General features: G+C 63.6%; 16 protein-coding genes and 1 pseudogene. 7 read left to right on the top strand and 10 right to left on the bottom strand.

Going from position 1 to position 22066, the window contains the following annotated elements; translation table 11 throughout:
• Positions 1–133 precede the first annotated feature (133 nt).
• The gene (locus tag RMR04_RS15600; RefSeq protein WP_311915509.1) at positions 134–613 is read left to right on the top strand and encodes an Lrp/AsnC family transcriptional regulator; all 480 of its coding nucleotides are present in this window, start codon (positions 134–136) and stop codon (positions 611–613) included.
• A gap of 22 nt (positions 614–635) precedes the next feature.
• On the opposite strand, the gene RMR04_RS15595 is transcribed toward RMR04_RS15600, so the two are convergent.
• A complete protein-coding gene (locus tag RMR04_RS15595) occupies positions 636–776 on the bottom strand; it encodes a hypothetical protein (protein ID WP_175525400.1) in 141 nt (46 codons plus the stop codon).
• A 491-nt stretch (positions 777–1267) separates the two neighbouring features.
• Between RMR04_RS15595 and RMR04_RS15590 the strand changes: the two genes are divergently transcribed.
• Complete coding sequence (locus RMR04_RS15590) at positions 1268–2566, top strand: RsmB/NOP family class I SAM-dependent RNA methyltransferase (RefSeq protein WP_311915508.1); 1299 nt, start codon at positions 1268–1270, stop codon at positions 2564–2566.
• 49 nt (positions 2567–2615) lie between these two features.
• Entirely contained in the window at positions 2616–4181 is a 1566-nt protein-coding gene (gene guaA / locus RMR04_RS15585) for a glutamine-hydrolyzing GMP synthase (protein ID WP_311915507.1), read from the top strand.
• A 61-nt stretch (positions 4182–4242) separates the two neighbouring features.
• Here guaA and RMR04_RS15580 read toward each other — a convergent pair whose 3' ends face one another.
• From RMR04_RS15580 to RMR04_RS15565, 4 genes are read right to left on the bottom strand one after another with little or no spacing between them, the layout of a single operon-like run.
• A complete protein-coding gene (locus RMR04_RS15580) occupies positions 4243–7332 on the bottom strand; it encodes an efflux RND transporter permease subunit (RefSeq protein ID WP_311915506.1) in 3090 nt (1029 codons plus the stop codon).
• Positions 7329–10493: an efflux RND transporter permease subunit gene (locus RMR04_RS15575; protein ID WP_311915505.1), complete on the bottom strand. Its 3165-nt coding sequence runs from the start codon at positions 10491–10493 to the stop codon at positions 7329–7331. The genes RMR04_RS15580 and RMR04_RS15575 overlap by 4 nt, the downstream gene beginning before the upstream one ends.
• A gap of 13 nt (positions 10494–10506) precedes the next feature.
• Entirely contained in the window at positions 10507–11898 is a 1392-nt protein-coding gene (locus tag RMR04_RS15570; protein WP_311915504.1) for an efflux RND transporter periplasmic adaptor subunit, read from the bottom strand.
• Positions 11895–13376 carry an efflux transporter outer membrane subunit gene (locus RMR04_RS15565; RefSeq protein WP_311915502.1) on the bottom strand — a complete coding sequence of 494 codons (1482 nt, stop codon included), beginning with the start codon at positions 13374–13376 and terminating at the stop codon, positions 11895–11897. The genes RMR04_RS15570 and RMR04_RS15565 overlap by 4 nt, the downstream gene beginning before the upstream one ends.
• 464 nt (positions 13377–13840) lie before the next feature.
• Here RMR04_RS15565 and RMR04_RS15560 point away from each other — a divergent pair, with 464 nt between their 5' ends.
• The gene (locus tag RMR04_RS15560; RefSeq protein WP_311915501.1) at positions 13841–14386 is read left to right on the top strand and encodes a hypothetical protein; all 546 of its coding nucleotides are present in this window, start codon (positions 13841–13843) and stop codon (positions 14384–14386) included.
• Between the two features lie 365 nt (positions 14387–14751).
• On the opposite strand, the gene RMR04_RS15555 is transcribed toward RMR04_RS15560, so the two are convergent.
• The 3 genes from RMR04_RS15555 to RMR04_RS15545 are packed head-to-tail and all read right to left on the bottom strand — an operon-like array spanning position 14752 to position 16260.
• Complete coding sequence (locus RMR04_RS15555; protein WP_311915500.1) at positions 14752–15057, bottom strand: nuclear transport factor 2 family protein; 306 nt, start codon at positions 15055–15057, stop codon at positions 14752–14754.
• A 43-nt stretch (positions 15058–15100) separates the two neighbouring features.
• Positions 15101–15502 (bottom strand): VOC family protein, encoded by a 402-nt coding sequence (locus tag RMR04_RS15550; RefSeq protein WP_311915499.1) that lies wholly within the window; start codon positions 15500–15502, stop codon positions 15101–15103.
• Positions 15503–15516: 14 nt separating this feature from the next.
• On the bottom strand, positions 15517–16260 hold the full coding sequence (locus tag RMR04_RS15545) for an SDR family NAD(P)-dependent oxidoreductase (RefSeq protein WP_311915498.1): 744 nt from the start codon (positions 16258–16260) through the stop codon (positions 15517–15519).
• A 132-nt stretch (positions 16261–16392) separates the two neighbouring features.
• On the opposite strand from RMR04_RS15545, the gene RMR04_RS15540 reads away from it, so the two are divergent.
• From RMR04_RS15540 to RMR04_RS15530, 3 genes and pseudogenes are all read left to right on the top strand, one after another.
• Positions 16393–17316, top strand: a complete 924-nt coding sequence (locus RMR04_RS15540) for an AraC family transcriptional regulator (RefSeq protein WP_311915497.1) — start codon at positions 16393–16395, stop codon at positions 17314–17316.
• A gap of 188 nt (positions 17317–17504) precedes the next feature.
• Positions 17505–19874: an Orn/Lys/Arg family decarboxylase gene (locus RMR04_RS15535; protein WP_311915496.1), complete on the top strand. Its 2370-nt coding sequence runs from the start codon at positions 17505–17507 to the stop codon at positions 19872–19874.
• A 15-nt stretch (positions 19875–19889) separates the two neighbouring features.
• Positions 19890–20454 (top strand): annotated as a pseudogene (locus RMR04_RS15530) (GNAT family N-acetyltransferase).
• Positions 20455–20508: 54 nt separating this feature from the next.
• On the opposite strand, the gene ppk2 reads toward RMR04_RS15530, so the two are convergent.
• The gene (gene ppk2 / locus RMR04_RS15525; RefSeq protein WP_311915495.1) at positions 20509–21408 is read right to left on the bottom strand and encodes a polyphosphate kinase 2; all 900 of its coding nucleotides are present in this window, start codon (positions 21406–21408) and stop codon (positions 20509–20511) included.
• A 420-nt stretch (positions 21409–21828) separates the two neighbouring features.
• Entirely contained in the window at positions 21829–22020 is a 192-nt protein-coding gene (locus RMR04_RS15520) for a hypothetical protein (RefSeq protein ID WP_311915494.1), read from the bottom strand.
• Between the last annotated feature and the right edge of the window lie 46 nt (positions 22021–22066).

Below are 22066 nucleotides of genomic sequence, written 5' to 3'. Positions count from 1 at the left end.
ACCGGTTCCCCCTTTTTCGCATCCTGCTCTATCTGCGCAAAGAGTGCCCATACGGCAGGAAGAGTGCTTCCCAATTATCAGAAAGAAATCCAGGATATCGGGATCATCTCCCCACTATGAGAGAAAACTCAGGATGGCGTCCCAAAGCCAGAACCTCGATCCGTTCGATCTCGCCATCCTGCGTGAGTTGCAGCGCGATTCGACCCGCAGCATCGAGGATCTCGCCGCGCTGGTGAATCTCTCGCGCAATGCCTGCTGGCGCAGGATCAAGCTGCTGGAGGAGGCCGGCGTCATCCGCGCCCGGGTCGCGCTGGTCGAGGCGTCGAAGGTCAATGCCGGGCTGACGGTGTTGATCCGGATCAGGACGAGCCAACACAGCGCCAAATGGGCGGAAGCGTTCCGGGATACGGTCAGGGCCCTACCGGAGATCGTCGGCGCCTATCGCACCTCGGGCGAGGTCGACTACATTCTGCGGGCGCGCGTGCCGGACGTCGCGGCCTATGACAGGCTCTATCAGCGCCTCATCGCCCGCATCGACATGGTCGATGTCGCGGCAAGCTTCGTCATGGAGGAAATCAAGGACACGACCGAAGTGCCGCTCGGCTACGCCTGAGCGGCACTTCGGTCGGTATTTGTCAGTAGCGGTTCTCGAGCGTCGTCTTGGCGTCGAGGCGCTTCTTGGCCGGCGGCGTCAAATCCGGCGGCGGCGTGGTGGCGCAGGCGGCGAGCGCCAGCGTCATGAGCGCGGCAAGGGTGAGGCGGCTGAGGCGGATCATCGGCGGTTCCATTCGGTGTGAGCGGATCGCTTCTTCTTTCCGCCGATGCTGACGCCTCGTCAAGCAAGCTGTTTTACGCTTGGACCAAACATAAACGCACTTGGGGAGAGCGCCTGCCGTCGTTTCCATATCGGCGGCAGGCGCTCCGTCCGGTTGCGCGCGCCGGGATGGCTAGAAGGTCCGGTTCTCCATCCGGGTAGTCGAATCCGGCGAGCTCGCCGAAGGCTTCAGCGGTGTCGCCAGCGCCTGGCCTTGGGTTTTCGACGTGCTCGTGAATGATGGATTCGAGCCCATGCTGGTGTGGGCAATGTCGTTCTCGATACAGCCTGCCAGGGACAGGGCCAAAGCAGTCAGGATTGTGATAGGGATTATGCGGACCATGATCTTACCTCACGAAATACCGGCATTGCCGGTCTCGCCCCCGCCGACTAATTGTGCCATCACCGCGTCAATTTTGTGTCGCGCATGCCGGCACGACACGGATCCGAAATATGACGCCCGCCGCCCGCATCAGCGCCGCCATCGAGGTGCTGGACGACCTCATCCAGCGCCGCCGCCCAGCCTCCGATGCGCTGAAGGATTGGGGCCTTTCGCGGCGTTTCGCTGGCTCCAAGGACCGTGCCGCGATCGCCTCGCTCGTTTATGACGCGCTGCGCCGCAGGGCGTCCTCGGCCTTCGCCATGGCGGCGGAGACGCCGCGCGCGCTGGTGCTCGGCATGCTTACCGGCCTGCGCGGTCTCAGCGCCGAGGAGATCGCGCTGCTCTGCTCGGGCGAGAATCATGCACCTGTGCCGCTCGATGTCGAGGAGCAGGCAAGGCTCGCCACCTTCTCGCTCGATGGCGCCCCCGACTGGATCCGCGCCGACGTTCCGGAATGGCTGTGGCCGGCTTTCGTTGCGGGCTTCGGTACTGATGCGGTGGGCGAAGGCCAGGCGCTGGCGGGGCGCGCGCCGATCGACATCCGCAGCAACCGCCTGAAGTCGACGCGCGACGCGCTGATGGCGGATTTGGCGCATGCCTCGCCCGAACCCGGCGCCTGGTCGCCCGATGCGCTGCGCTTCCAGCCCGGCCATGACGGGCGTGGGCCGTCACTGCAGGCGGAGCCGTCCTTCTTCGCCGGCGGCTTTGAGATCCAGGATGAGGGCTCGCAGCTCGTCACCTTGCTGGCTGGCGCGCAGCCGGGCCAGACAGTGATCGATCTCTGCGCCGGGGCTGGCGGCAAGACGCTGGCGCTGGCCGCGCTTATGGCGAACCAGGGGCGTCTGTTCGCAACCGACCTCGACAGCCGCAGGCTTGCGCCGCTGCATGAGCGACTGGCGCGCTCGGGCGCGACCAATGTCGAGATCCGCATTCCGCGCAGCCGCGGTCACGAGCCGCTGATCGATCTTGCGGGCGAGGTCGATCTCGCCTTGGTCGATGCGCCCTGCACGGGCTCGGGCACCTGGCGGCGCAATCCCGATGCGAAATGGCGCGTGCGGCCGGGCGCTTTGGCCGAGCGCGTCAAGGATCAGGCCGAGGTTCTGGCGCGCGCGGCGCGGCTGGTGAAGCCGGGCGGGCGCATCGCCTATATCACCTGTTCGATGCTGCCGGACGAGAATGACTGGGCTATCCGGGCTTTCCTTGCGCGTCATGCCGGTTTCGCGGCGGTGCCGCTTGCCGACGTGCTGGCCTCGACCGAGGGTGACTTTGGTTTGCTCGCCCGTTTCGCCACGGAATTCGGTCTGCAGCTCTCGCCGCGCCGTACCGGGACGGACGGATTTTACCTGGCTTGCACGCAACGCATCGCTTGAAGGCCAACAGGACGTTGCACGCGCGCGCGCGATCCATTAACCGAACGCGATGACGAGCGAAAAAATCCACGACTCCATTCTCATCATCGACTTCGGCAGCCAGGTGACGCAGCTGATCGCGCGTCGCGTACGCGAGATCGGCGTCTACTGCGAGATTGCGCCGTTCCAGTCGGCATCCGAGGCCTTCCAGCGCCTCAAGCCCAAGGGCGTGATCTTCTCGGGCGGCCCGGCCTCCGTGCCGGATGAGGGCTCGCCTCGCGCGCCGCAGGAGGTGTTCTCGACCGGACTGCCGGTGCTCGGCATCTGCTACGGCCAGCAGACCATGGCGCATCAGCTCGGCGGCAAGGTCGAGAGCGGCCACGCCGCCGAATTCGGCCGTGCCGACGTCAAGGTCGTTACACCCTCGGCGCTGTTCGAAGGTATCTGGGAGGAGGGCGGTCGCTACCCTGTCTGGATGAGCCATGGCGACCGCGTCACGCAGCTCCCAGTGGGCTTCTCGGTCAAGGCGACCTCGGAGAACGCGCCCTATGCGGTGGCGAGCGACGAGGAGCGGCGCTTCTATTCGACCATGTTCCATCCCGAGGTGGTGCATACGCCCGACGGCGGCAAGTTGCTGCGCAATTTCGTCGTGACCATCTGCGGCTGCGTGCCGGATTGGAGCATGGCGGCCTATCGCGCCGAGACCATCGCCAAGATCAAGGCGCAGGTTGGCAAGGGCCGCGTCATCTGCGGCCTCTCCGGCGGCGTCGACTCGGCGGTTGCTGCGGTGCTGATCCATGAGGCGATCGGCGATCAGCTCACCTGCGTCTTCGTCGACCACGGCTTGATGCGGATGAACGAGGCCGAAGAGGTCGTGCGCTTGTTCCGCGACAGCTACAACATCCCGCTCGTTCATGTCGAAGCCGAAGCGCTTTTCCTCTCCGAGCTCGCCAAATGCGGCGCCGATCCGGAAGCCAAGCGCAAGACCATCGGCCGGCTCTTCATCGAGGTCTTCGATGAGGAGGCGAAGAAGCTGGGTGGTGCCGATTTCCTGGCCCAAGGCACGCTTTATCCCGACGTGATCGAGAGCGTCTCGTTCTCAGGCGGCCCGTCGGTGACGATCAAGTCGCACCATAATGTCGGCGGCCTGCCCGAGCGCATGAAGATGAAGCTCGTCGAGCCCTTGCGCGAGCTCTTCAAGGACGAGGTCCGCGTGCTCGGCCGCGAGCTTGGCCTGCCCGAGGCCTTCGTCGGCCGCCATCCCTTCCCGGGACCGGGCCTGGCCATCCGCTGCCCCGGCGAGATCACCAGGGAGAAGCTCGACATCCTGCGCAAGGCCGATGCGATCTATCTCGACGAGATCCGCAAGGCCGGGCTCTACGACGTGATCTGGCAGGCTTTCGCCGTGCTGCTGCCAGTGCGCACCGTCGGCGTGATGGGCGACTACCGCACCTATGACCACGTGCTGGCACTGCGCGCCGTGACCTCGGTCGACGGCATGACGGCCGATTTCTACCCCTACGACATGGCCTTCCTCGGCCGCACCGCGACCCGCATCATCAACGAGGTCAAGGGCATCAACCGCGTCGTCTACGACGTGACCAGCAAGCCGCCCGGCACGATCGAGTGGGAGTAGAGAGTTAAAATAATAAATAAAATTTCCGCGATTCGGAGAAACGCGGAAATGCTCTGGGGTGTCATTCTGCGGGCGTTGCCACCGCCGCCGGTTCACGCGGTTTGCGTTTCAGCTTGCTCATCCAGAGATAGATGATCGGCGTGGTGTAGAGCGTCAGCACCTGGCTAAGGATCAGCCCGCCGACGATGGTGATGCCGAGCGGGCGGCGCAACTCGGCGCCTGGCCCTGTCGCGATCGCCAGCGGCACAGCGCCGAGGAGGGCTGACAGCGTCGTCATCAGGATCGGCCGGAAACGCTCCAGGCAGGCCTCGAAGATCGACACCTGCGGTGGCAGGCCACGCATGCGCTCGGCGGTGATCGCGAAGTCGACCAGCATGATGCCGTTCTTCTTGACGATGCCGATCAGCAGGATGATGCCGATGAAGGCGATGATCGTCAGATCCGCACCGGCGATCCTGAGCGCGATCAGCGCGCCCAGCCCCGCCGACGGCAGCGTCGAGATGATCGTGATCGGGTGGATCAAGCTCTCATAGAGCACGCCCAGGATGATGTAGACCGCCAGGATCGCGATGATGATCATCACGCCCTGGCTGCCGGCACCCTGCGCGAAGGCCTTGGCGTCGCCAGCGAACTCGGCGTGCAGCGAAGCCGGCAGGTGGAGTCCCGCGACCGCATTGGTCAAGGCGTCCGTGGCCTCCTGCAGGCCGACGCCGAGTGCCACATCATAGGTGATCGTGACCGCGGGGAACTGCCCCTGATGGTTGATAACGAGCGGCGCGGTGCCGCGCTCGACCCGGACCACGCTGCCGAGCGGCACCTGGACGCCATTACGGCCGGGCACGTAGAGCCCCATCATGTCGCCGGGGTCGCGGCTGCGCGCCGGCGAGACCTCCAGCACGACGCGATACTGGTTGCGGGCGCCATAGATGGTCGAGATCTGGCGCTGGCTGAAGGCGTTCGACAGAACATTGTCGATAGCTTGGATCGAGACGCCGAGCTGCGAGGCCTTGTTGCGGTCGATCACCACATTAGCCTGCAGGCCACCCTGCTCGCGGTCCGTCGCGACATCGACCAGCTCCGGCAGGGTGCGCAGGCGCTCCAACACCTTGGGTACCCATTCCTCCAGCTCGGGTAGGTTCGGATCCCAGAGCGTGAACTGGTATTGCGAACGCCCCTGCCGGCCGCCGGCACGGACATCCTGCACTGGTGTGAGGAAGATGCGGATACCGGGAAGCGAGGCGAACTGGCCGCGCATCCGGTTGATCACCTGCGCCGAGCTGAGCTTGCGCTCGCCCTCGGGCTTCAGGCTGATGAAGAAGCGCCCCTGATTGACCGCTCCACCACTGCCGATGAAGGAGGCGACGCCGAGTACGGCAGGATCGGCTGAGACGATCGCGGCGCCCTGCTGCTGCAGTTGCGTCATGGCCGGAAAAGAGACATCGGTCGAAGCTTGGGTGAAGCCTGCGATCAGGCCGGTATCGTCCTGTGGGAAATAGCCTTTTGGAGTACTCCTGAACATCTGCACGGTCAGGGCCACCGTCGCGACCATGACAATCAGCATCAGCCAGCTGTGGCGCAGCACCACCTGCAATGTCCGGCCATAGAAACGCGTCATCGACGCCAATACGCCTTCGACGAGCCGATCGAATCGGCTGCCGCTCCCCTCAGGCTCGGCTTTGAGAAAATGCGCGCAGATCATCGGCGTCACGCTCAGCGACACCGCCGTCGAGACCAGGATGGCGAAGGTCAGGGTCAGCGTGAATTCGCGGAAGAAGCGGCCGGCGACGCCATCCATGAAGAAGAGGGGGATGAAGGCCGCGATCAGGGACAGGCTGATCGAGACCACGGTGAAGCCGATCTGCCCCGCGCCGAGCAGGGCCGCGCGCAGGGGCGTCATCCCCTTGGCGACATTGCGTTCGATGTTCTCGATCATGACGATGGCGTCGTCGACCACGAAGCCGACCGAGATCGTAACCGCCATCAGCGACAAATTGTCGAGCGTGAAGCCGGCGAGCCACATCGCAGCAAAGGTGCCCGCGATCGACAATGGCACGGTGATGCCCGCCGCCATCGTCAAGGTGGTGCGGCGCAGGAACAGGAACACCACCAGCATCACCAGCGCGATCGAGATCAGCAGCGTGCGCTGGATATCGGCGATCGAGGCGCGGATCGTCACCGTGCGATCGGACATGATCGAGAAATCGATGCCTGCCGGCACCCAGCGCTTGATCTCCGGCAGCAGCGCCTTCACCCGGTCTACCGTGTCGATCACATTGGCATCGGGCTGCTTGGTCATGGTCAGCAGGATCGCCGGCTTGCCATTGTACCAGCCGGCGGCCCGGCTGTTGCGCACCCCGCGTTCGACGATTGCGACATCGGCAAGCCGCACCACCGTGCCCTTGGCCGAGCGCACGACGATGTTGCCGTAGTCCTCCGGAGCTTTGATCTGGTTGTTGGCCGAGAGCGTCTCGCTCTGGCGTTCACCATCGAAGGAGCCGACCGCCGAAACCGTATTGGCGTTGACGATGGCTGTGCGGATCGTATCGAGGCTTAGGCCCATGGCGGCAAGTTGCGCCGGATCGAGCCGCACCCGGATCGCCGGTTGCTCCGCGCCGTTGACTGTGACCTCGCCGATGCCCTCGACCTGCGAAATGCGCTGGGCGATGACCGTGTCGGCAGCGTCATACATATCGCTCGGCGACATGATGTCCGATGTCAGCGCGAGAATCAGGATCGGCGCTGCATTCGGGTTGGCCTTGCGGAATTGCGGCAGCGTCGGCAGATCGCCGGGAAGATCGGTGGCTGCGGCATTCAGAGCAGCCTGCACGTCCCGGGCAGCGCTGTCGGTGTTCCGGGTCAGGTCGAACTGCAGCACGATCACGCTCGAGCCGAGCGAACTGGTGGAGGTGATCTCGGTCACGCCGGCAATCGAGCCGAGCCTTCGCTCCAGCGGCGCTGCGACGCTGCCGGCCATGGTGGCCGGATCGGCGCCGGGCCTGTTCGCGAACACCCGGATCGTCGGGAAATCGACGCTCGGCAGGCTCGCCACGGGCAGGAACACGTAGGCGACGGCGCCGATCAGAAACAGGCCGATCGCCATCAGCATGGTGCCGACAGGCCGCAGGATGAACGTGTCCGAAAGCCCCTTCATTCCGCCGCTCCCGGCTTGGGATAGGGCACCACCCCGTCACGCCCGCCGCCCAACCGCCGGCGCAGCCGCTCCAGCGTCAGATAGATCACCGGCGTCGTGTAGAGCGTGAGCAACTGGCTGAGGATCAGGCCGCCGATGATCGTGATGCCGAGCGGCTGGCGCAATTCGCTGCCGGCGCCGGTCGCCAACGCCAGCGGCAGCGCGCCGAGCAGGGCCGCAAGCGTCGTCATCATGATCGGCCGAAAGCGCAGATGGCAGGCTTTGACGATCGATTCCTCGGGCGAGAGCCCCTCGTTGCGTTCGGCGTCCAGCGCGAAGTCGATCATCATGATCGCGTTCTTCTTGACGATGCCCATCAGGAGCACGATGCCGATCAGCGCCACGATCGAGAGCTCTTGTCGCGTCATGATTAGCGCCAGGAGCGCTCCCACGCCTGCGGAAGGCAGCGTCGTCAGAATGGTGAAGGGATGGACATAACTCTCATAGAGCACGCCCAGCACCAGATAGATCACGACAATTGCGGCCAGGATCAGCCAGGGCTGGCTCGCCAGTGACTTGTTGAATTCGGCCGCATCGGCGCTGAAATTGCCCGATACAGAACTCGGCATGCCGATCGTTTTCTCGACCTCGGCGATCGTCGCGACGGCATCGCCGAGCGCGGCATAGGGCGCGAGATCGAAGCTGATGGTCGCTGCCGGGAACTGCTCCTGATGCGCGATCGACAGCGGCGCCGTCTCGCGGATCAGCCGCGTGAAGGCGCTGAGCGGTACCTGGACGCTGTTGTTCGTGGTGGTGGAGTTTCCCGCCGCATTGGTCTGGCCGGTCGTGTTGGTGTTGCCGGTGACGTAGAGCTTCGACAGCGAGGAGGGATCGCGCAGATATTGCGGTGCGGCCTCCAGGATGATGCGATACTGATTGGACTGCTCATAGAGGGTGGCGATCTGGCGCTGGCCGAAGGCGTCGTTCAGCGTATCGTCCACCGTCTGGATCGAGATGCCGAGCCGGCCGGCCTTGGCCCGGTCGATCTCGACATGGGCGCGCAAGCCGCCATCCTGCGTTTCGTTGGCGACGTTGCGCATGACCCCCACAGTGCGCAAGCCGTCGGCGAGCTTGCGAGCCCACAGCGCCACCTCGTCCTGGTCGGCGCCGGTGAGCGTGTACTGGTATTGCGAGCGGCTGGGCCGGGTCGTGATCTGGATGTCCTGCACCGGCTGGACATAGGCTGTGACGCCGGGAATGGCCGCCGCCAGCGCGCGCAGCCGTTCGGCTATGACCTTGGCGTCGTCGCGCCGATCATCCTTGGGCCGCAGCGTTACCGTCAGCCGGGCGGTGTTGGCGGTGGCGTTGGCCTGGCCGATGCCGAGCACGGAGACGACGCCGGTCACGTCGCTATCCTGCTCGAAGGCCTTGGTCGTCTTCTCCTGCAACCGCTTCATCTCGGCGAAAGAGACGTCGGGTGAAGCTTCGAGCACGACGTTGAGCAGGCCGGTATCCTGGCTCGGCAGGAAGCCCTTCGGGATCTCGACATACATCCAGATCGTCAACAGGAAGGTGCTGAAGGTGATCAGCAGCACCAGCCCCTGAACCTTCAGCGCCCAGCCCAGCGTCACCTGATAGGCCCTCGCCATGGCGCTGACCGGCCACTCCGCCATCCGCATCAGCCAGTTCTCGCGATCATGCGAAGTGTGGCGCAGCAGCTTGGCGCACATCATCGGAGTCAGCGTCAGCGAGATCACGGCCGAGACCACCACCGCGATGGTGAGCGTCAGCGCGAATTCGCGGAACATGCGGCCGACCAGCCCGGTCATGAACAGCAGCGGGATGAAGACCGCGACCAGGGAGACCGTCAGCGAGATCACGGTGAAGCCGATCTCGCGCGCACCGTCATAGGCCGCCTGGAGCGGCTTCTTGCCCTGCTCCATGTTGCGGACGATGTTCTCGATCATGACGATGGCGTCGTCGACGACGAAGCCGGTGCCGATGGTCAGTGCCATCAGCGAGAGATTGTCGAGGCTGAAACCGCAGAGCCACATCACCGCGAAGGTCGCGATCAGCGAGAGCGGCAGCGCTACTCCGGCGATGATCGTGGCGCGGACGGTGCGCAGGAAGAGCAGCACCACGAGCACTACGAGTGCTGTCGCCAGCGCTAGCGTGAACTGCACATCGGCGATGGAGGCGCGGATGGTTTCGGTGCGGTCGTTGACGACCTGGAGGTCGACGCCTGCCGGCATCGATGATTTCAAGCGCGGAATCTCCTGCTTCACCCGGTCGACCGTCGTGACGATATTGGCGCCGGGCTGGCGCATGACGTCGAGCACCACCGCCGTCTTGCCGCGGAACCAGCCGCCGACACGGGTATTCTCCAGATCCTCCAGCACCGTCGCAACATCGCGCAGGAAGACCGGGGCGCTGCCGCGATAGGCGATGACGATGTCGCGATAGGCCGAGGCGCTGCCAATCTGGTCGTTGGCGCTGATCGTGTAGGCCTGATGGTTGCCGTCGAGCGCGCCTTTCGCGCCAGCGACATTGGCGCTGACGATCGCCGTGCGCAGGTCCTCCATACCCAGGCTGTAGGCGGCGAGCCGTGCGAGATCGGCCTGAATGCGGATGGCGGGGCGAACGCCGCCCTCGATCGAGACATGCCCCACGCCGGCCACCTCGCTGAGGCGTGGCGAGAGCAGCGTATCGGCAAGATCGCTGAGCTGGCGCAAGGTGACGGTGTCGGAGGTCAGCGCCAGCACCAGGATTGGCGCATCCGCCGGGTTGATCTTCGAATAGGTCGGCGGATAGGGCAGCGTCCTGGGCAGCGTCGACCCGGCCGCATTGATGGCGGATTGTACGTCCTGCGCGGCGGAATCGATGTCGCGGTCGAGTTCGAACTGCAGCGTGATCTGGCTGAGGCCGAAGGAACTCTGCGACGACATCGATGAGAGCGAGGGGATCTGTCCGAACTGTCGCTCCAGCGGCGCGGTAACGATGGAGGCGATGGTTTCCGGATTGGCGCCCGGCAGTTGCGTCGTGATCTGGATCGTCGGGAAATCGACCTGTGGCAGCGCCGAGACCGGCAGGCGCAGATAGCCCAGGATACCGCAAAGTAGTACCGCGACGCCCAGCAGCGAGGTCGCGATCGGCCGGCTGATGAAGGGAGCGGAAACGCTCATTCGAGCTGTCTCATCATTGCGGCTGCGCGGGCCTTGGCGCATCAGGCGTCTGTCGTCTCGGTCGTTCTCTCCCAGGCGTCTCTTGCCCAGGCGTCTCTTGCCTTGGCGGTCGTGCTCCCGATGTCTCCTGCGTCTCGCCGCCCGGCTGATCGCTCCGGCGGCGCTGACCAGGCTCGCGCGTGCCGCGACGCCCCGGCGCCGTCATGGTAACCGGCTGGGCGGCCGCCTCCGGCGTGGTCACGCGCACGCGCGCCTTGTCGGTCAAGCGCGCGAACCCTGTCGTCACCAGCCTGGCCGGCGGTTCGACGCCCTTAGTGATCACGGCCGTCGTCTCGTCCTGCTGGCCGACCGTGACATTGGTGAGGCTGACCGTCTCGTCTTCGTTCACGACGAAGACATAGGCGCCGTTGGGGCCACGCTGGATGGCGGCGGTCGGAGCGACGACGACATGCTTGAGCACGTCGACAAACACTTTGACGTTGACGAACTGGCCCGGCCAGAGCTGGAGCTTGTCGTTAGGGAAACGGGCCTTGACCCGGATCGTGCCGGTTGTCTGGTCGACGACATTGTCGATGACCTCGATCACGCCCTTGTCGATCATCGTCGTGCCGTCGGCATCGAGCGCCTCTACCTCTACCGTGCCGCGTGCCAAGGCGGCGCTGACAGCGCGCAGCTGCTGCTGGGGCAGGTTGAAGACCATGGCGATCGGCTTGAGCTGCGTGATGACGACGAGCCCGTTGCTGTCCGAGGCGCGGACGATGTTGCCCTGATCGACCTGCCGGATGCCGAGCCGGCCGTCCATCGGGGCCCTGATGGTGGTATAATCGAGGTAGGCCTTGGCGTTGTCGATCGCGCCTTGGTCAGCTCTGACCTGTGCTTCTAACTGCGCCACCTGGGCGCGCTGGGTATCGGCCTGCTGGCGTGAGCCGTAATCGGTCAAGGCGAGCTTGGCGTAGCGCTCGAGATCGGCCCGTGCATTGGCGAGCTGGGCCTCGTCTTGAGCTTTCTTGGCGACGACCTGATCATATTGCGCCTGATAGGTGGATGCGTCGATCTTGGCGAGAACATCGCCCTTCCTGACGTCCTGCCCGTCCTTGAATAGGATTTCCATCAGCCGACCATCGACCTGTGTGCGTACGGTCACGGTGTTCAGCGCCTGGATGGTGCCGACGGCGTCTGTCGTGACGGGCACGTCGTCGTAGCGGGCTGGCGTCGCGATCACCGGCGTCGGGCCGTCATTGCCGCCCGCCCGCCCGCCGCGACCGCCACGATTGCCGCGTCCGCCTCCGCCCGGCTGCGAGGTCGACACGCCTTCGCCGGCGCCTGGCATCCAGCCAGCATTATAATAATACCAACCGCCGCCAGCTGCAGCGATAAGCAATAACAGGACGACGAGGCGCTTCATGGGCTGTCGCCCGTCATTGCCGGAATGGTCGATCGGGTGGCTTCGCCCCAGCCGCCGCCTAGCGCCTTGAACAAGTCGACATAGGAGAGCATGCGCTGAAGCCTGACCTGCGAGAGCTGATCCTGCGCCTGGAACAGCGTCTGTTGGGTGGTCAAAAGCGTCACGATGTCGATGGTTCCCTCGCGCAGCCGCTGTTCAATGATGCTGTAGGCTCGCCTGGCGGCGACCACCATTTCCGCCTGGAGGCGCTCGTGGCGCGTATTCTCCTGTACGCCGATCAGAGCGTTCTCTACATCGGAAAACGCGCTGACGATCGCCTTGCGATATGACGCGATCAACTCGTCCGCCGCGCCCTTTTGTAGGTCGACCTGCGCCCTGAGAGTGCCGCCGTCGAGGATCGGCTGCGCAAGGCTCGCCGCGGCGGAAGCAAAAACCGCTTCGGGTCGCAGCAGGTTCTTCAGCACCGCGCTCTCCAGGCCACCCTGTCCAGTCAGGCTAATATTTGGAAACAGCGCCGCTCGTGCCGCAAAGACCTTGGCTTCTTCCGAGGCAAGACGGGCTTCCGCCTCGGCGATATCGGGCCGGCGCAGCAGCAATTGTGCTGGCAGGCCCGGTCGGACGTTTGGAGCAGCGATCGCGTTCAGGCTGCCTCCATTGATAGACACGCTGGCTGGCGATGCCCCGACCAGCACCGCCAGCGTGACGCGCGCCTGGCGCAATTGCCGGTCGAGCGGGGGAATCGAGGCCTTCTGCTGCGCGACAACACTTTCCTGCTGGGCGATGTCGAGTTGCGTCGCCGTGCCGACGGAAAGCCGCGCACGGATGACGTTCAGCGTCCGCTCGGCGAGCGCGATATTTTCGCGGGCGATGCGCAAACGATCCTGCGCGGCGAGAACCTGGAAATAAGAGCCGGCGACGCTGGACATTGTGGTCAGCGCGACGACATCGCGATCGAAGCGGCTGGCCTCGAAGGCGAGTCGGCCGGCGTCGGCCGTCGCGCGGTTCTTGCCCCAGAAGTCGATCTCGTAGCTGGCTGAAAGGCCGAGGCCGAACGTGTTGCCGACCGACTCGCTGAGCGAGCTTCGCTTGCTGCTCAATGTACCGGGCCGCAGACTGCGCGAGCCATCTATAGAACCATCCAGCGTCGGATAGAGCGCGGCCGCCGCGATGCGTGCCTGCGCTTCGGCCTGAGTGATTCGGGCAAGCGCGACGGCAATGTCGAAATTATCGCCTGCCGCGCGATCAACCAGCCGGTTCAGCTCGGCCGAGCGGAACAGGCGCGGCCAATCAGCCCTGACGGGTGAAGCGGCTCCGCCGTTGGCAGCCGCATAGCGCGGCGTGATCGCAATCGCCAGATCTGGCCGCTTGTCGGCCGGCAAACAGGCACTAAGGGCCAGCACCGTCGATGCAACGAGCGAAAGGCGAAGAGTTGCCGTCCTGCTGCCGGGCCCGGCAAAGCCAAACACACCACCCGGCAAAATCCACCCTCCCAAGCCAGAACAGGCAACGAGCGCCAGGCGCGATGCGTCATGCGATTCTTCTAGAATGCGCGCCGAGGCGACAAAAGTTAATTCTCTCCATGCTCACGTTTAAAAGCGGAGTCGGGCAATATCATTTTGGCGTATGCCGCAAAATGCGGCCAGGACGCGTCCTAATCCGCATTCGCGAGGCAAGGGCATGGCTCGTGCTGGGCGGAGCCTCCGTTCGACACGAGCGTCAACGATGTCGGGCATGGGCGTACTCTGTTAAGAACACGGCGATGATAGCGGTGGCGGCTGCCGATCTGGATGGACCAAACCGAGCCACGAGTTGATGGAGCCCACCAGCGGGCGCTTGCGGTCAACACCAGGGCCGGCGATATTCCTGAGCGGCCAGCGATGTGGTCGTCAGATCGAACGACGAAGTCATCAGGCGCCAGGGGTGCTCAACGCGGAGCAAAAGCATGGCGAACGATGATGCGCGGGGGGAAGCCATCCGGGCGTTCTTTGAAGCTCCCGGGAACGAGAACCTCTTCCCCAACTGCCCTTTTCGGCGAGAGCTCTCTCATTTGCATGAGTGTGATGCCGCGTCGGGCGACATGATTCTGGGCCATATGCTCGGTCACATCATAGACCACAGGGCAGGCCAGCCGTGCCGCAACGAATCGGGTGAAATGATATCAGCGATAAGTCAGGATAATATCCAGCATGAACTGCGGTTCGTTTACAATGATTGTAATAATCCTCGGTTGAACGAAGACAGACAATCCGGCGCAGATCTTGATCCAGCCGTTCTCGATCCATATCAGTATCCTGAATATCATGGCTTCGATCCTGAACAGAGAGGATGTTTCGGTGCCGATTCACGCGCGGAACTGATGGCGGAAGCCATTAGGACGTATATGCGAGATCCAAATTACTTAAAAACAGTCGCGCCGAATGTGGCCGCGCGAATCCGTGCCGCGGTGAATCCAAATCCCGCGCTGAACAAGATCATTCAATTCAACTGAAGGCCTCATACGGGCCGAAACGACCGCGATAACTGATCTGGCCGGCCCTCTGAACAATGGTCCTCCCCGCAGTCGGCCTTTTGGGCCTTTGGAGGACCTCAGGGATGCCGCAGAAGAAGCACAAACCCGGAGAGATCGTCGTTCAGGCAGGTCGGCGTTCTGTTGTCGCAGGGGCGGCCGGTTAGGGAAGCGATCTGCGCCATCGGTGCGGCGCCCTCACAGGGCGAGCGCTTCGCCGCGTCCCTCCGGAAGGCCGAAGCCATCGAGGCATTAGGGATGGGCCGGGCGATCCGCGGCGAGTGGCAGATCCGGCACGGCCGGGCTCTCCAACATCACACATTGGCGCAAGCCCGCCCATGGCTGGCTCATTCGAGATCAGCGTTGATGCGGACGATCAGCCCATCGGCATTGACGGACATCTCCAGCAACCCGATCTCGTGCCCGAAGTCGCCGGTGAAATCGACGCGCATGCGCACATGATCTTCACCGAGGACCTCGACCGACAGCAGACGGGTCACGGTGTGATAGCCGACGAAAAACCGCTCCAGGTAATCACGGATGCCTGCATGTCCGATGAAGCTCTCGCCTACTGACGGGTCCTCGATGATCGCATCCGACGTGAACAGGGCCAGCGCGCATTCGATGTCGAAGGCGTTGGTCGCCTTGATCAACCTGTCTGCGGCCGCACGCACGGTGTCATGAGCGTTCATGTCATCAACTCTCATGCTGCCAGCTCTTGTAGACGAACTCGAGGCTGTAACCGTCGCGATCCCTGACCTGGGCAGCGTAGTAGCGCGGATCGTAGTGAAGCTGCGGTCCGGGTGGATGGATCTCGGTCGCACCGGCAGCCAATGCGGCGGCATGGGCGGTGTTTACCATCTCTTCGGAATCGGCCACGAAGCCGATATGCGCGGCGCCGGGCGCGGCTGTCCCTTGCTTCAGCCAGAAGAACATTCGCCCATTGACGCCAAAGCCCTTGAGGTCTGGATGACCCGCCGGGCCATCCTTGCCGTCATAGTCGAGCCGGCTGATGATCCCGAGGATCGGAAGCACCTTCTCGTAAAAGGTGATCGAACGATCGGTGTCATTCACCGTCAGAAAGATGTGATCGAGCATGGGGCTCTCCCGTTTCAAATGACGTAGCCCCCGGCTACCTCAATGTTCTGGGCGTTGATCCAGCGATTGTCGTCGGACAACAGGCTGGCAACCATGCAGCCGATATCGTCGGGCTCACCGACGCGCCCGAGTGCAGTCTGGCCGGCGAGCATGGTTTCGAATTCGTCGTTCAGCCCGCCACCAAGCTCGGTACGGATGGCTCCGGGCGCGATGGAATTGGCGCGGATTCGGCGGTCGCCGAACTCCTTGGCCATGTAGCGCGTCAGCACTTCGAGCCCGCCTTTGAAAGATGCATAAGGCGCGATGCCGACGGTCGCGACTCGGCTCGTAGCACTGGCCACGTTGATAATCTGTCCCCCATCCGCCATCAGCGGCAGCAGTATTTGGGTCAGGAAGAACGGCCCCTTGAGATGCACCCTGAACAGGCCGTCGAATTCATCCTCGGTCACGGTCGCGATCGGATTGTAGAGACCATAGCCTGCATTGTTGACCAGGAAATCGAAGTCCGCGCGGTTCCAAGTCTTGTCGAGGGTCTCGCGGACCGCCTCTCGAAACAAGGGGAACGTTGCACTGTTGCCGACGTCAAGTTGCATCGCAACGGCCTTGCCGCCTTCGGCTTCGATCGTGCTGACGACCTTGGCGGCCGCATCCTGATTGCTATTGTAAGTCAGGATGATGCCCATGCCCCGCTTGGCGCACTGGACCGCTGCGCTCGCGCCGAGACCGCGGCTGCCGCCGGTGATGATCATGATGCTCATGTCGTTTTCCTTGGATGGTATCACCAAGGGATAGCTGCAGCGCCTTGGTGCCGCTCTCACGATTCTGTTCAAATATTGCCTATTCCTGCTTCATGATTGATTGCGGCACATCGCTGTGGAAGAATGCCGTCCATGGAAGCGTCACTTCAGGAACTCAGGAAACTGGCATCCCGTGCAGAAAACCGCCGTACCGAGACGGGCGTTGCGCGCGTCGCCATGGTGCAGGGCGCGATTCCTGAGCATCAGCTTGCCGCCGTCTATGATCCCATGATCAACCTGATCCTGACGGGGTCGAAGACCATGACAGTGGGTGACCGGACGTTTCGGTATGATCCGGCGACTTATTTCGTGATGTCGGTCGATCTGCCGGCAGTCGGCTCAGTGCACCCCTCTAACGACGGAGAGCCCTATCTGGCGATTAGCCTGACGCTGGAGCCGGCGATCGTCGCAAACCTGCTGGCCGACCTGCCCAAACCTGCCGGAGGCGAACTCTTCAGCCCGGGCTTTTCCGTGGCACCGGTCTCGCCCGAATTGCTCGACGCCTGGGTTCGCATGCTGCGGTTGATGGAGCGCCCGAACGAGATCGCGGCCCTTGCACCAGCCTATGAGCGCGAGATTCTGTTCCGTGTGCTGCAGGGGCCGCTCGGCTGGATGCTTCGTGATATCGCGACACCCCACACCGCTCTTTCGCGGATCCGTATCGCCATCCAGTGGATCAGGGAAAACTTCGCGAAGCCGCTTCGCGTCGAGGCTTTGGCGGCAATGACGGCTCTGAGCGTCTCGGCCTTCCACCGTCACTTCAAAGCGGTCACGGCGCTCAGCCCCTTACAGTATCAGAAACATGTGCGCCTGCTGCGTGCGCGGTCGCTTCTTATCGCCGGAGAGGGCCGTGTCACCTCCATCGCTTTCGAGGTCGGTTACGAAAGCCCCAATCAGTTCAGTCGCGAGTATGCACGTCAGTTCGGCCTGCCACCCTCCAGGGATGCCGCGCGACTGCGCCGGAAAGAGCCACATCACGCCGAACGCTCCATCTCGAATCCGGCGCGCTGCGGTTGAGGAAGACCGTGCATTTCGCCGCGCGACAATTCAGTTCGAGCGCTCGCTTGGGGAGCTGGCCTTCGATGTCGCCGATCGTCAAGGCAGTCCCGATCTGCTCGATCAACGTCGTCACAAAGAGAAGACGATAGTCGCCGGACTGTCATGGAACTCGCCGACATCTTCCGGATTGAGCCAGCGGAGCAGACATGGACTATTTCAGGCGCTTCACCTTCCTGTTCGCGACTCCGAGTTTCGACGCAGAGGATCTGGAAGGCATAAGGTTCAACCAGATCGTCGATGAGATCGAGCGGTCCGGCTTCGAGGTCGTGAAAGCCCGCAAGCTCGAAGATGCCGAGATCGCGGTACAGACCGATGCCGCCATCGGCTGCATGGTCGTCGACTGGGGCAAGAAGGGCCTCGAAGGCAAGACGGCGGCCCTAATCAACCTGATGCGCCGCCGCGGGCTCGACTTCCCGATCATCCTGCTGATCCGCCGCAAGCGCTTCGAGGATTTGCCCGTCGAGGTGCTCGACTTCATCGACGGCTATATCTTCCTGTCCGAGGAGACGCCGCCCTTCATCGCCAAGAGTCTGATCAGCCGTCTGAAGCAATATGCCGAGACGCTGAAGACGCCCTTCTTCGGCGCGCTGGTCGATTATGCCGAGGAAGGCAATCATCTCTGGACCTGCCCTGGGCATAATGGCGGCGTGTTCTACAGCCGCAGCCCTATCGGCCGGGTCTTCATGGAGCATCTCGGCGAGGCGGTCTTCCGCGACGACCTCGACAATTCGGTGCTCGATCTCGGCGACCTCCTGACCCATGAGGGCCCGGCTCTGAAGGCTCAGAAGGAGGCAGCCCAGATCTTCGGGGCGGAGAAGACCTATTTTGTCCTCAACGGCACCTCGACCTCGAACAAGGTGGCGCTGGCGGCGCTGGTGACCGATGGCGATCTTGTCCTGTTCGACCGCAACAACCACAAAGCGGCCCATCATGGCGCGCTGATGATCGGCGGCGGCATCCCGGTTTATCTGCCGACGATCCGCAATGCCTGGGGGCTCATCGGCCCGATGCGCTGGGACGCCTTCGATGAGGAGGCGCTGCGCGAACGCATCCGGTCGCATCCGCTGGTCAAGGATCCCGACGCCTGGCAAAAGCCGCGCCCCTTCCGCGTCGCCGTGGTCGAGCAATGCACCTATGACGGCACGATCCACAACGCCCAGATGATCCTGAAGCGCATTGGCCATCTCTGCGACTACATCCTGTTCGACGAAGCCTGGGCCGGCTTCATGAAGTTCCACCCGCTCTATGCCGGGCGCTTCGCCATGGGGCTTGCCGATCTGGGGCCGGACTCACCCGGCATCATCGCGACGCAGTCGACGCATAAGCAGCTGGCGAGCTTCTCCCAGGCCTCGCAGATCCACATGAAGGACCGGCATATCCGCGGCCAGAAGCGCCGCGTCGAGCATCGGCGCTTCAATGAGAGCTTCATGCAATATGCCTCGACCTCGCCCTTCTACCCGCTCTTCGCCTCGCTCGACGTCGGCGCGCAGATGATGAAGGGGCGTTCCGGTGAAGTGCTCTGGGACGACACGATCCGGCTTGGCATCGAGTTGCGCAAGAAGATCCGCGCCGTGCGGCGCGAATTCGAGGAGAAGGAGATCCTGCCGGAACGGCGCTGGTTCTTCGAGCCCTTCGTGCCCGACCGCGTGACGATCCCCGATGCGGCGCGCGAGGGGGCGGTCCATGACGTCGCCTGGGAGACGGTCGGCACCGACCAGCTTGCCAGCGAACCCTCCTATTGGCAGCTCGCTCCGGGCGCCGCCTGGCACGGTTTCTCCGGCCTGGAGCCGGGCTTCGCCATGACCGATCCCAACAAGCTGACGCTGCTGACGCCGGGCTTCGACCGCGCCACGGGCGGCTATGCCGAACATGGCATCCCGGCGCCGGTCGTCGCCCAGTTCCTGCGCGAGAACCGGATCGTCGCAGAGAAGAACGACCTCAACTCGCTGCTCTTCCTGCTGACGCCCGGCGTCGAAGCCAGCAAGGCCGGCACGCTGATCAGCGGGCTCGTCGCCTTCAAGAAGCTGCATGACGACAATGCGTTGCTGGAAGAAGCTATTCCGGAATTCTACCGGCGCCGGCCTTCACGCTATGCCGGCGTGCGCCTGCGCGATCTCTGCGGCCAGATGCACCGCTTCTTCCGGGAGGCCGATGTCAGCGCTTTGCAGGCCAGGCAATTCGCGGCCGAACATCTGCCGGAGATCGCCATGTCGCCCCATGATGCTGCGCGCTGCCTCGTACGCAACGATGTCGACTACCTGCCCATCGATGCCATCGCCGGGCGCATCGCCACGACGCCCTTCGTGGTCTACCCGCCCGGGATCGCGACGATCGTCCCCGGCGAGCGCCTGACCGAACGCGCCCAGCCCATGATCGACTATCTCAAGATGTTCGAGGCGAGCTTCAATGCCTTCCCCGGCTTCGACGTCGAGATCCAGGGCGTCTATCGCGAGGTCGACGCAGCCGGACGGGTGCGGCTCCATACCTATGTCGTCAGCGAACAGGCCCATGGGTAAAGGCTGCGGCAACTGATGGAAAACGAACCCCCCGTCATCATCCGGCCGTCGCGCGATAGCGATGTCGAGCCCATGCTGGCGATCTATCGCCGCCATATCAGGCGCGGCGTCGAGGCGGGCGTCGAGGATACCGGCACGCCCCAGCCCGACGACCTGCGCGACCGGCGCAAGAACCTGCGCAACCGCCGGCTGCCGCATCTGGTCGCGACGCGCGGTGGCGAGGTCGTCGGCTATGCCTATGTCGTGCTGTTCCGCAAGCGCCCGGCCTATCGCTACACGGTCAAGCACTCGATCTATGTCCACCACGACCATCTCGGACGGGGGATCGGGCGATCGCTGCTTCAGGCGCTGATCGATTCCTCGCGCGGCTGCGGGGTTTCGTCAGATGATCGGCTATATCGATGCCGAGAACACCGCATCGCTGGCGCTTCACGAGAGGTTCGGCTTCGCCAGGGTCGGCCTTCTGCCTGGCGTTGCCTATCGCTACGGCAAATGGTCCGACAGCGTCATGGTGCAGAGATCGCTTGGCGCCGGCGCCACCGTGCCGGTTACGACGAATGGGCTTCCGCCGGCCTCGTGAACACCGGGGTTGGTGCTTACGAGACCGGAGGAGGGGCCTTCCTGCCGCGCGGTTTCAGTACAGCTCCGGGACGTAAAGTTCGGGCGGAACGGGGTGCCGGGAATAATCCGAATTGCGCACGCGCTCGGGCAGGATGATGTCCGATTTCGGCACGCTCTCATACGGGATCTGGCCGAGCAGATGGGTGATGCAGTTAAGCCGCGCCCGCTTCTTGTCGACGGCCTGAACGACCCACCACGGGGCCGTCTCCGTATGGGTGCGGGCGAGCATGTCCTCCTTGGCGCGGGTGTAGTCTTCCCAGTGGACGCGGCTCTCCATATCCATGGGCGAGAGCTTCCATTGCTTCAGGGGATCCTCGATCCGCATGCGGAAGCGGAATTCCTGCTCTTCATCGGTGATCGAGAACCAGTATTTGATCAGGATGATGCCGGATCGCACGAGCATATGCTCGAAATCTGGAACCGAGCGGAAGAACTCGTCGAGTTCATCGGGGGTGCAGAAGCCCATGACGCGCTCGACGCCGGCTCGGTTGTACCAGCTGCGGTCGAACAGCACCATTTCGCCGGCCGTGGGCAAATGCTGCACATAGCGCTGAAAGTACCATTGATGGCGCTCGCGCTCGCTGGGCGCCGGGAGGGCGACAACGCGGCAGATCCGCGGATTGAGCCGCTGGGTGACGCGCTTGATCACGCCGCCCTTGCCAGCCGAGTCACGTCCCTCGAAGAGTACGACGACCTTGAGCTTCTTATACTGGATCCAGTCCTGAAGCCGCACGAGCTCATGCTGCAGCCGGAACAGCTCGCGGAAATAAACCTTGCGGTCCAGCATTGCGCCCGTCGGAGCCAAACCCTCGGAGACGAGTTCGTCGAGCCGGTCCTCCTCGAGCTGCATCTCGAGCTCTTCGTCGAAGCTGTCTGCGATTTCGGCTTTAATGCGCTCCAGATCGTTCGTCATGAATGCTGACCTTTGAATCGACTTCGAGAAGGTGATCGGCGATTTCGGAGATGGCTAAGCACGCTGCTGCGCCGTGATCGCAAAGACCGCGACGAGACGCAGGCTCGGAAGCTGCGTCTCGCGCTGCGGACTGATGTCCTCCAATCTCCCATGGCGGCAATCTCGTCGGCGCAAATGACGTGACGATGAAGGTGACGAGCATGCGCGTCCCGCGGGGAGGCGGCACGAGCTTGATTGCTCGGGCGGCAGGGCGATGGACCCTGCCGTATGGCTTCTCCGGAATGACCAAAATGCCCCGGCGCCAGCATGTCGGTTTCGATCAGAACGGCTCGATCCGAGAGGCCGGCGCGCGAGCGGTCGGCCGATGTCCATCCATCGATCGCGGCTTCAGCGCCATCGGCCCGCATGCTGTCCAAACGCCTACTGCCCGAATGCCGCGCGTTGCTTGAGGAGGGCGTCGAGTATGTCCTGCCGCTCGTTGATGCGGTCCGCGTTGCGGTCTTCGTCGGCAGCGCCTGAAAAGGCGGACGCTTGCTCCATCAGTTCTGCAAGGTTGGCGCGGGCGATGGCGATGCGTTCATCGAGTTCGGCGAGGGCGGCGGCGTCAGGCATGGGCTCGTCCTTTCGGGTTGATCAGCTTGTCTGCCGAGCGATCTTG

It is taken from the genome of Bosea sp. 685 (genome assembly GCF_031884435.1).
GTDB lineage: Bacteria > Pseudomonadota > Alphaproteobacteria > Rhizobiales > Beijerinckiaceae > Allobosea.
The sequence above is the reverse complement of the archived record's forward strand: the minus strand, read 5'-3'. Positions and strand labels throughout refer to the sequence as shown.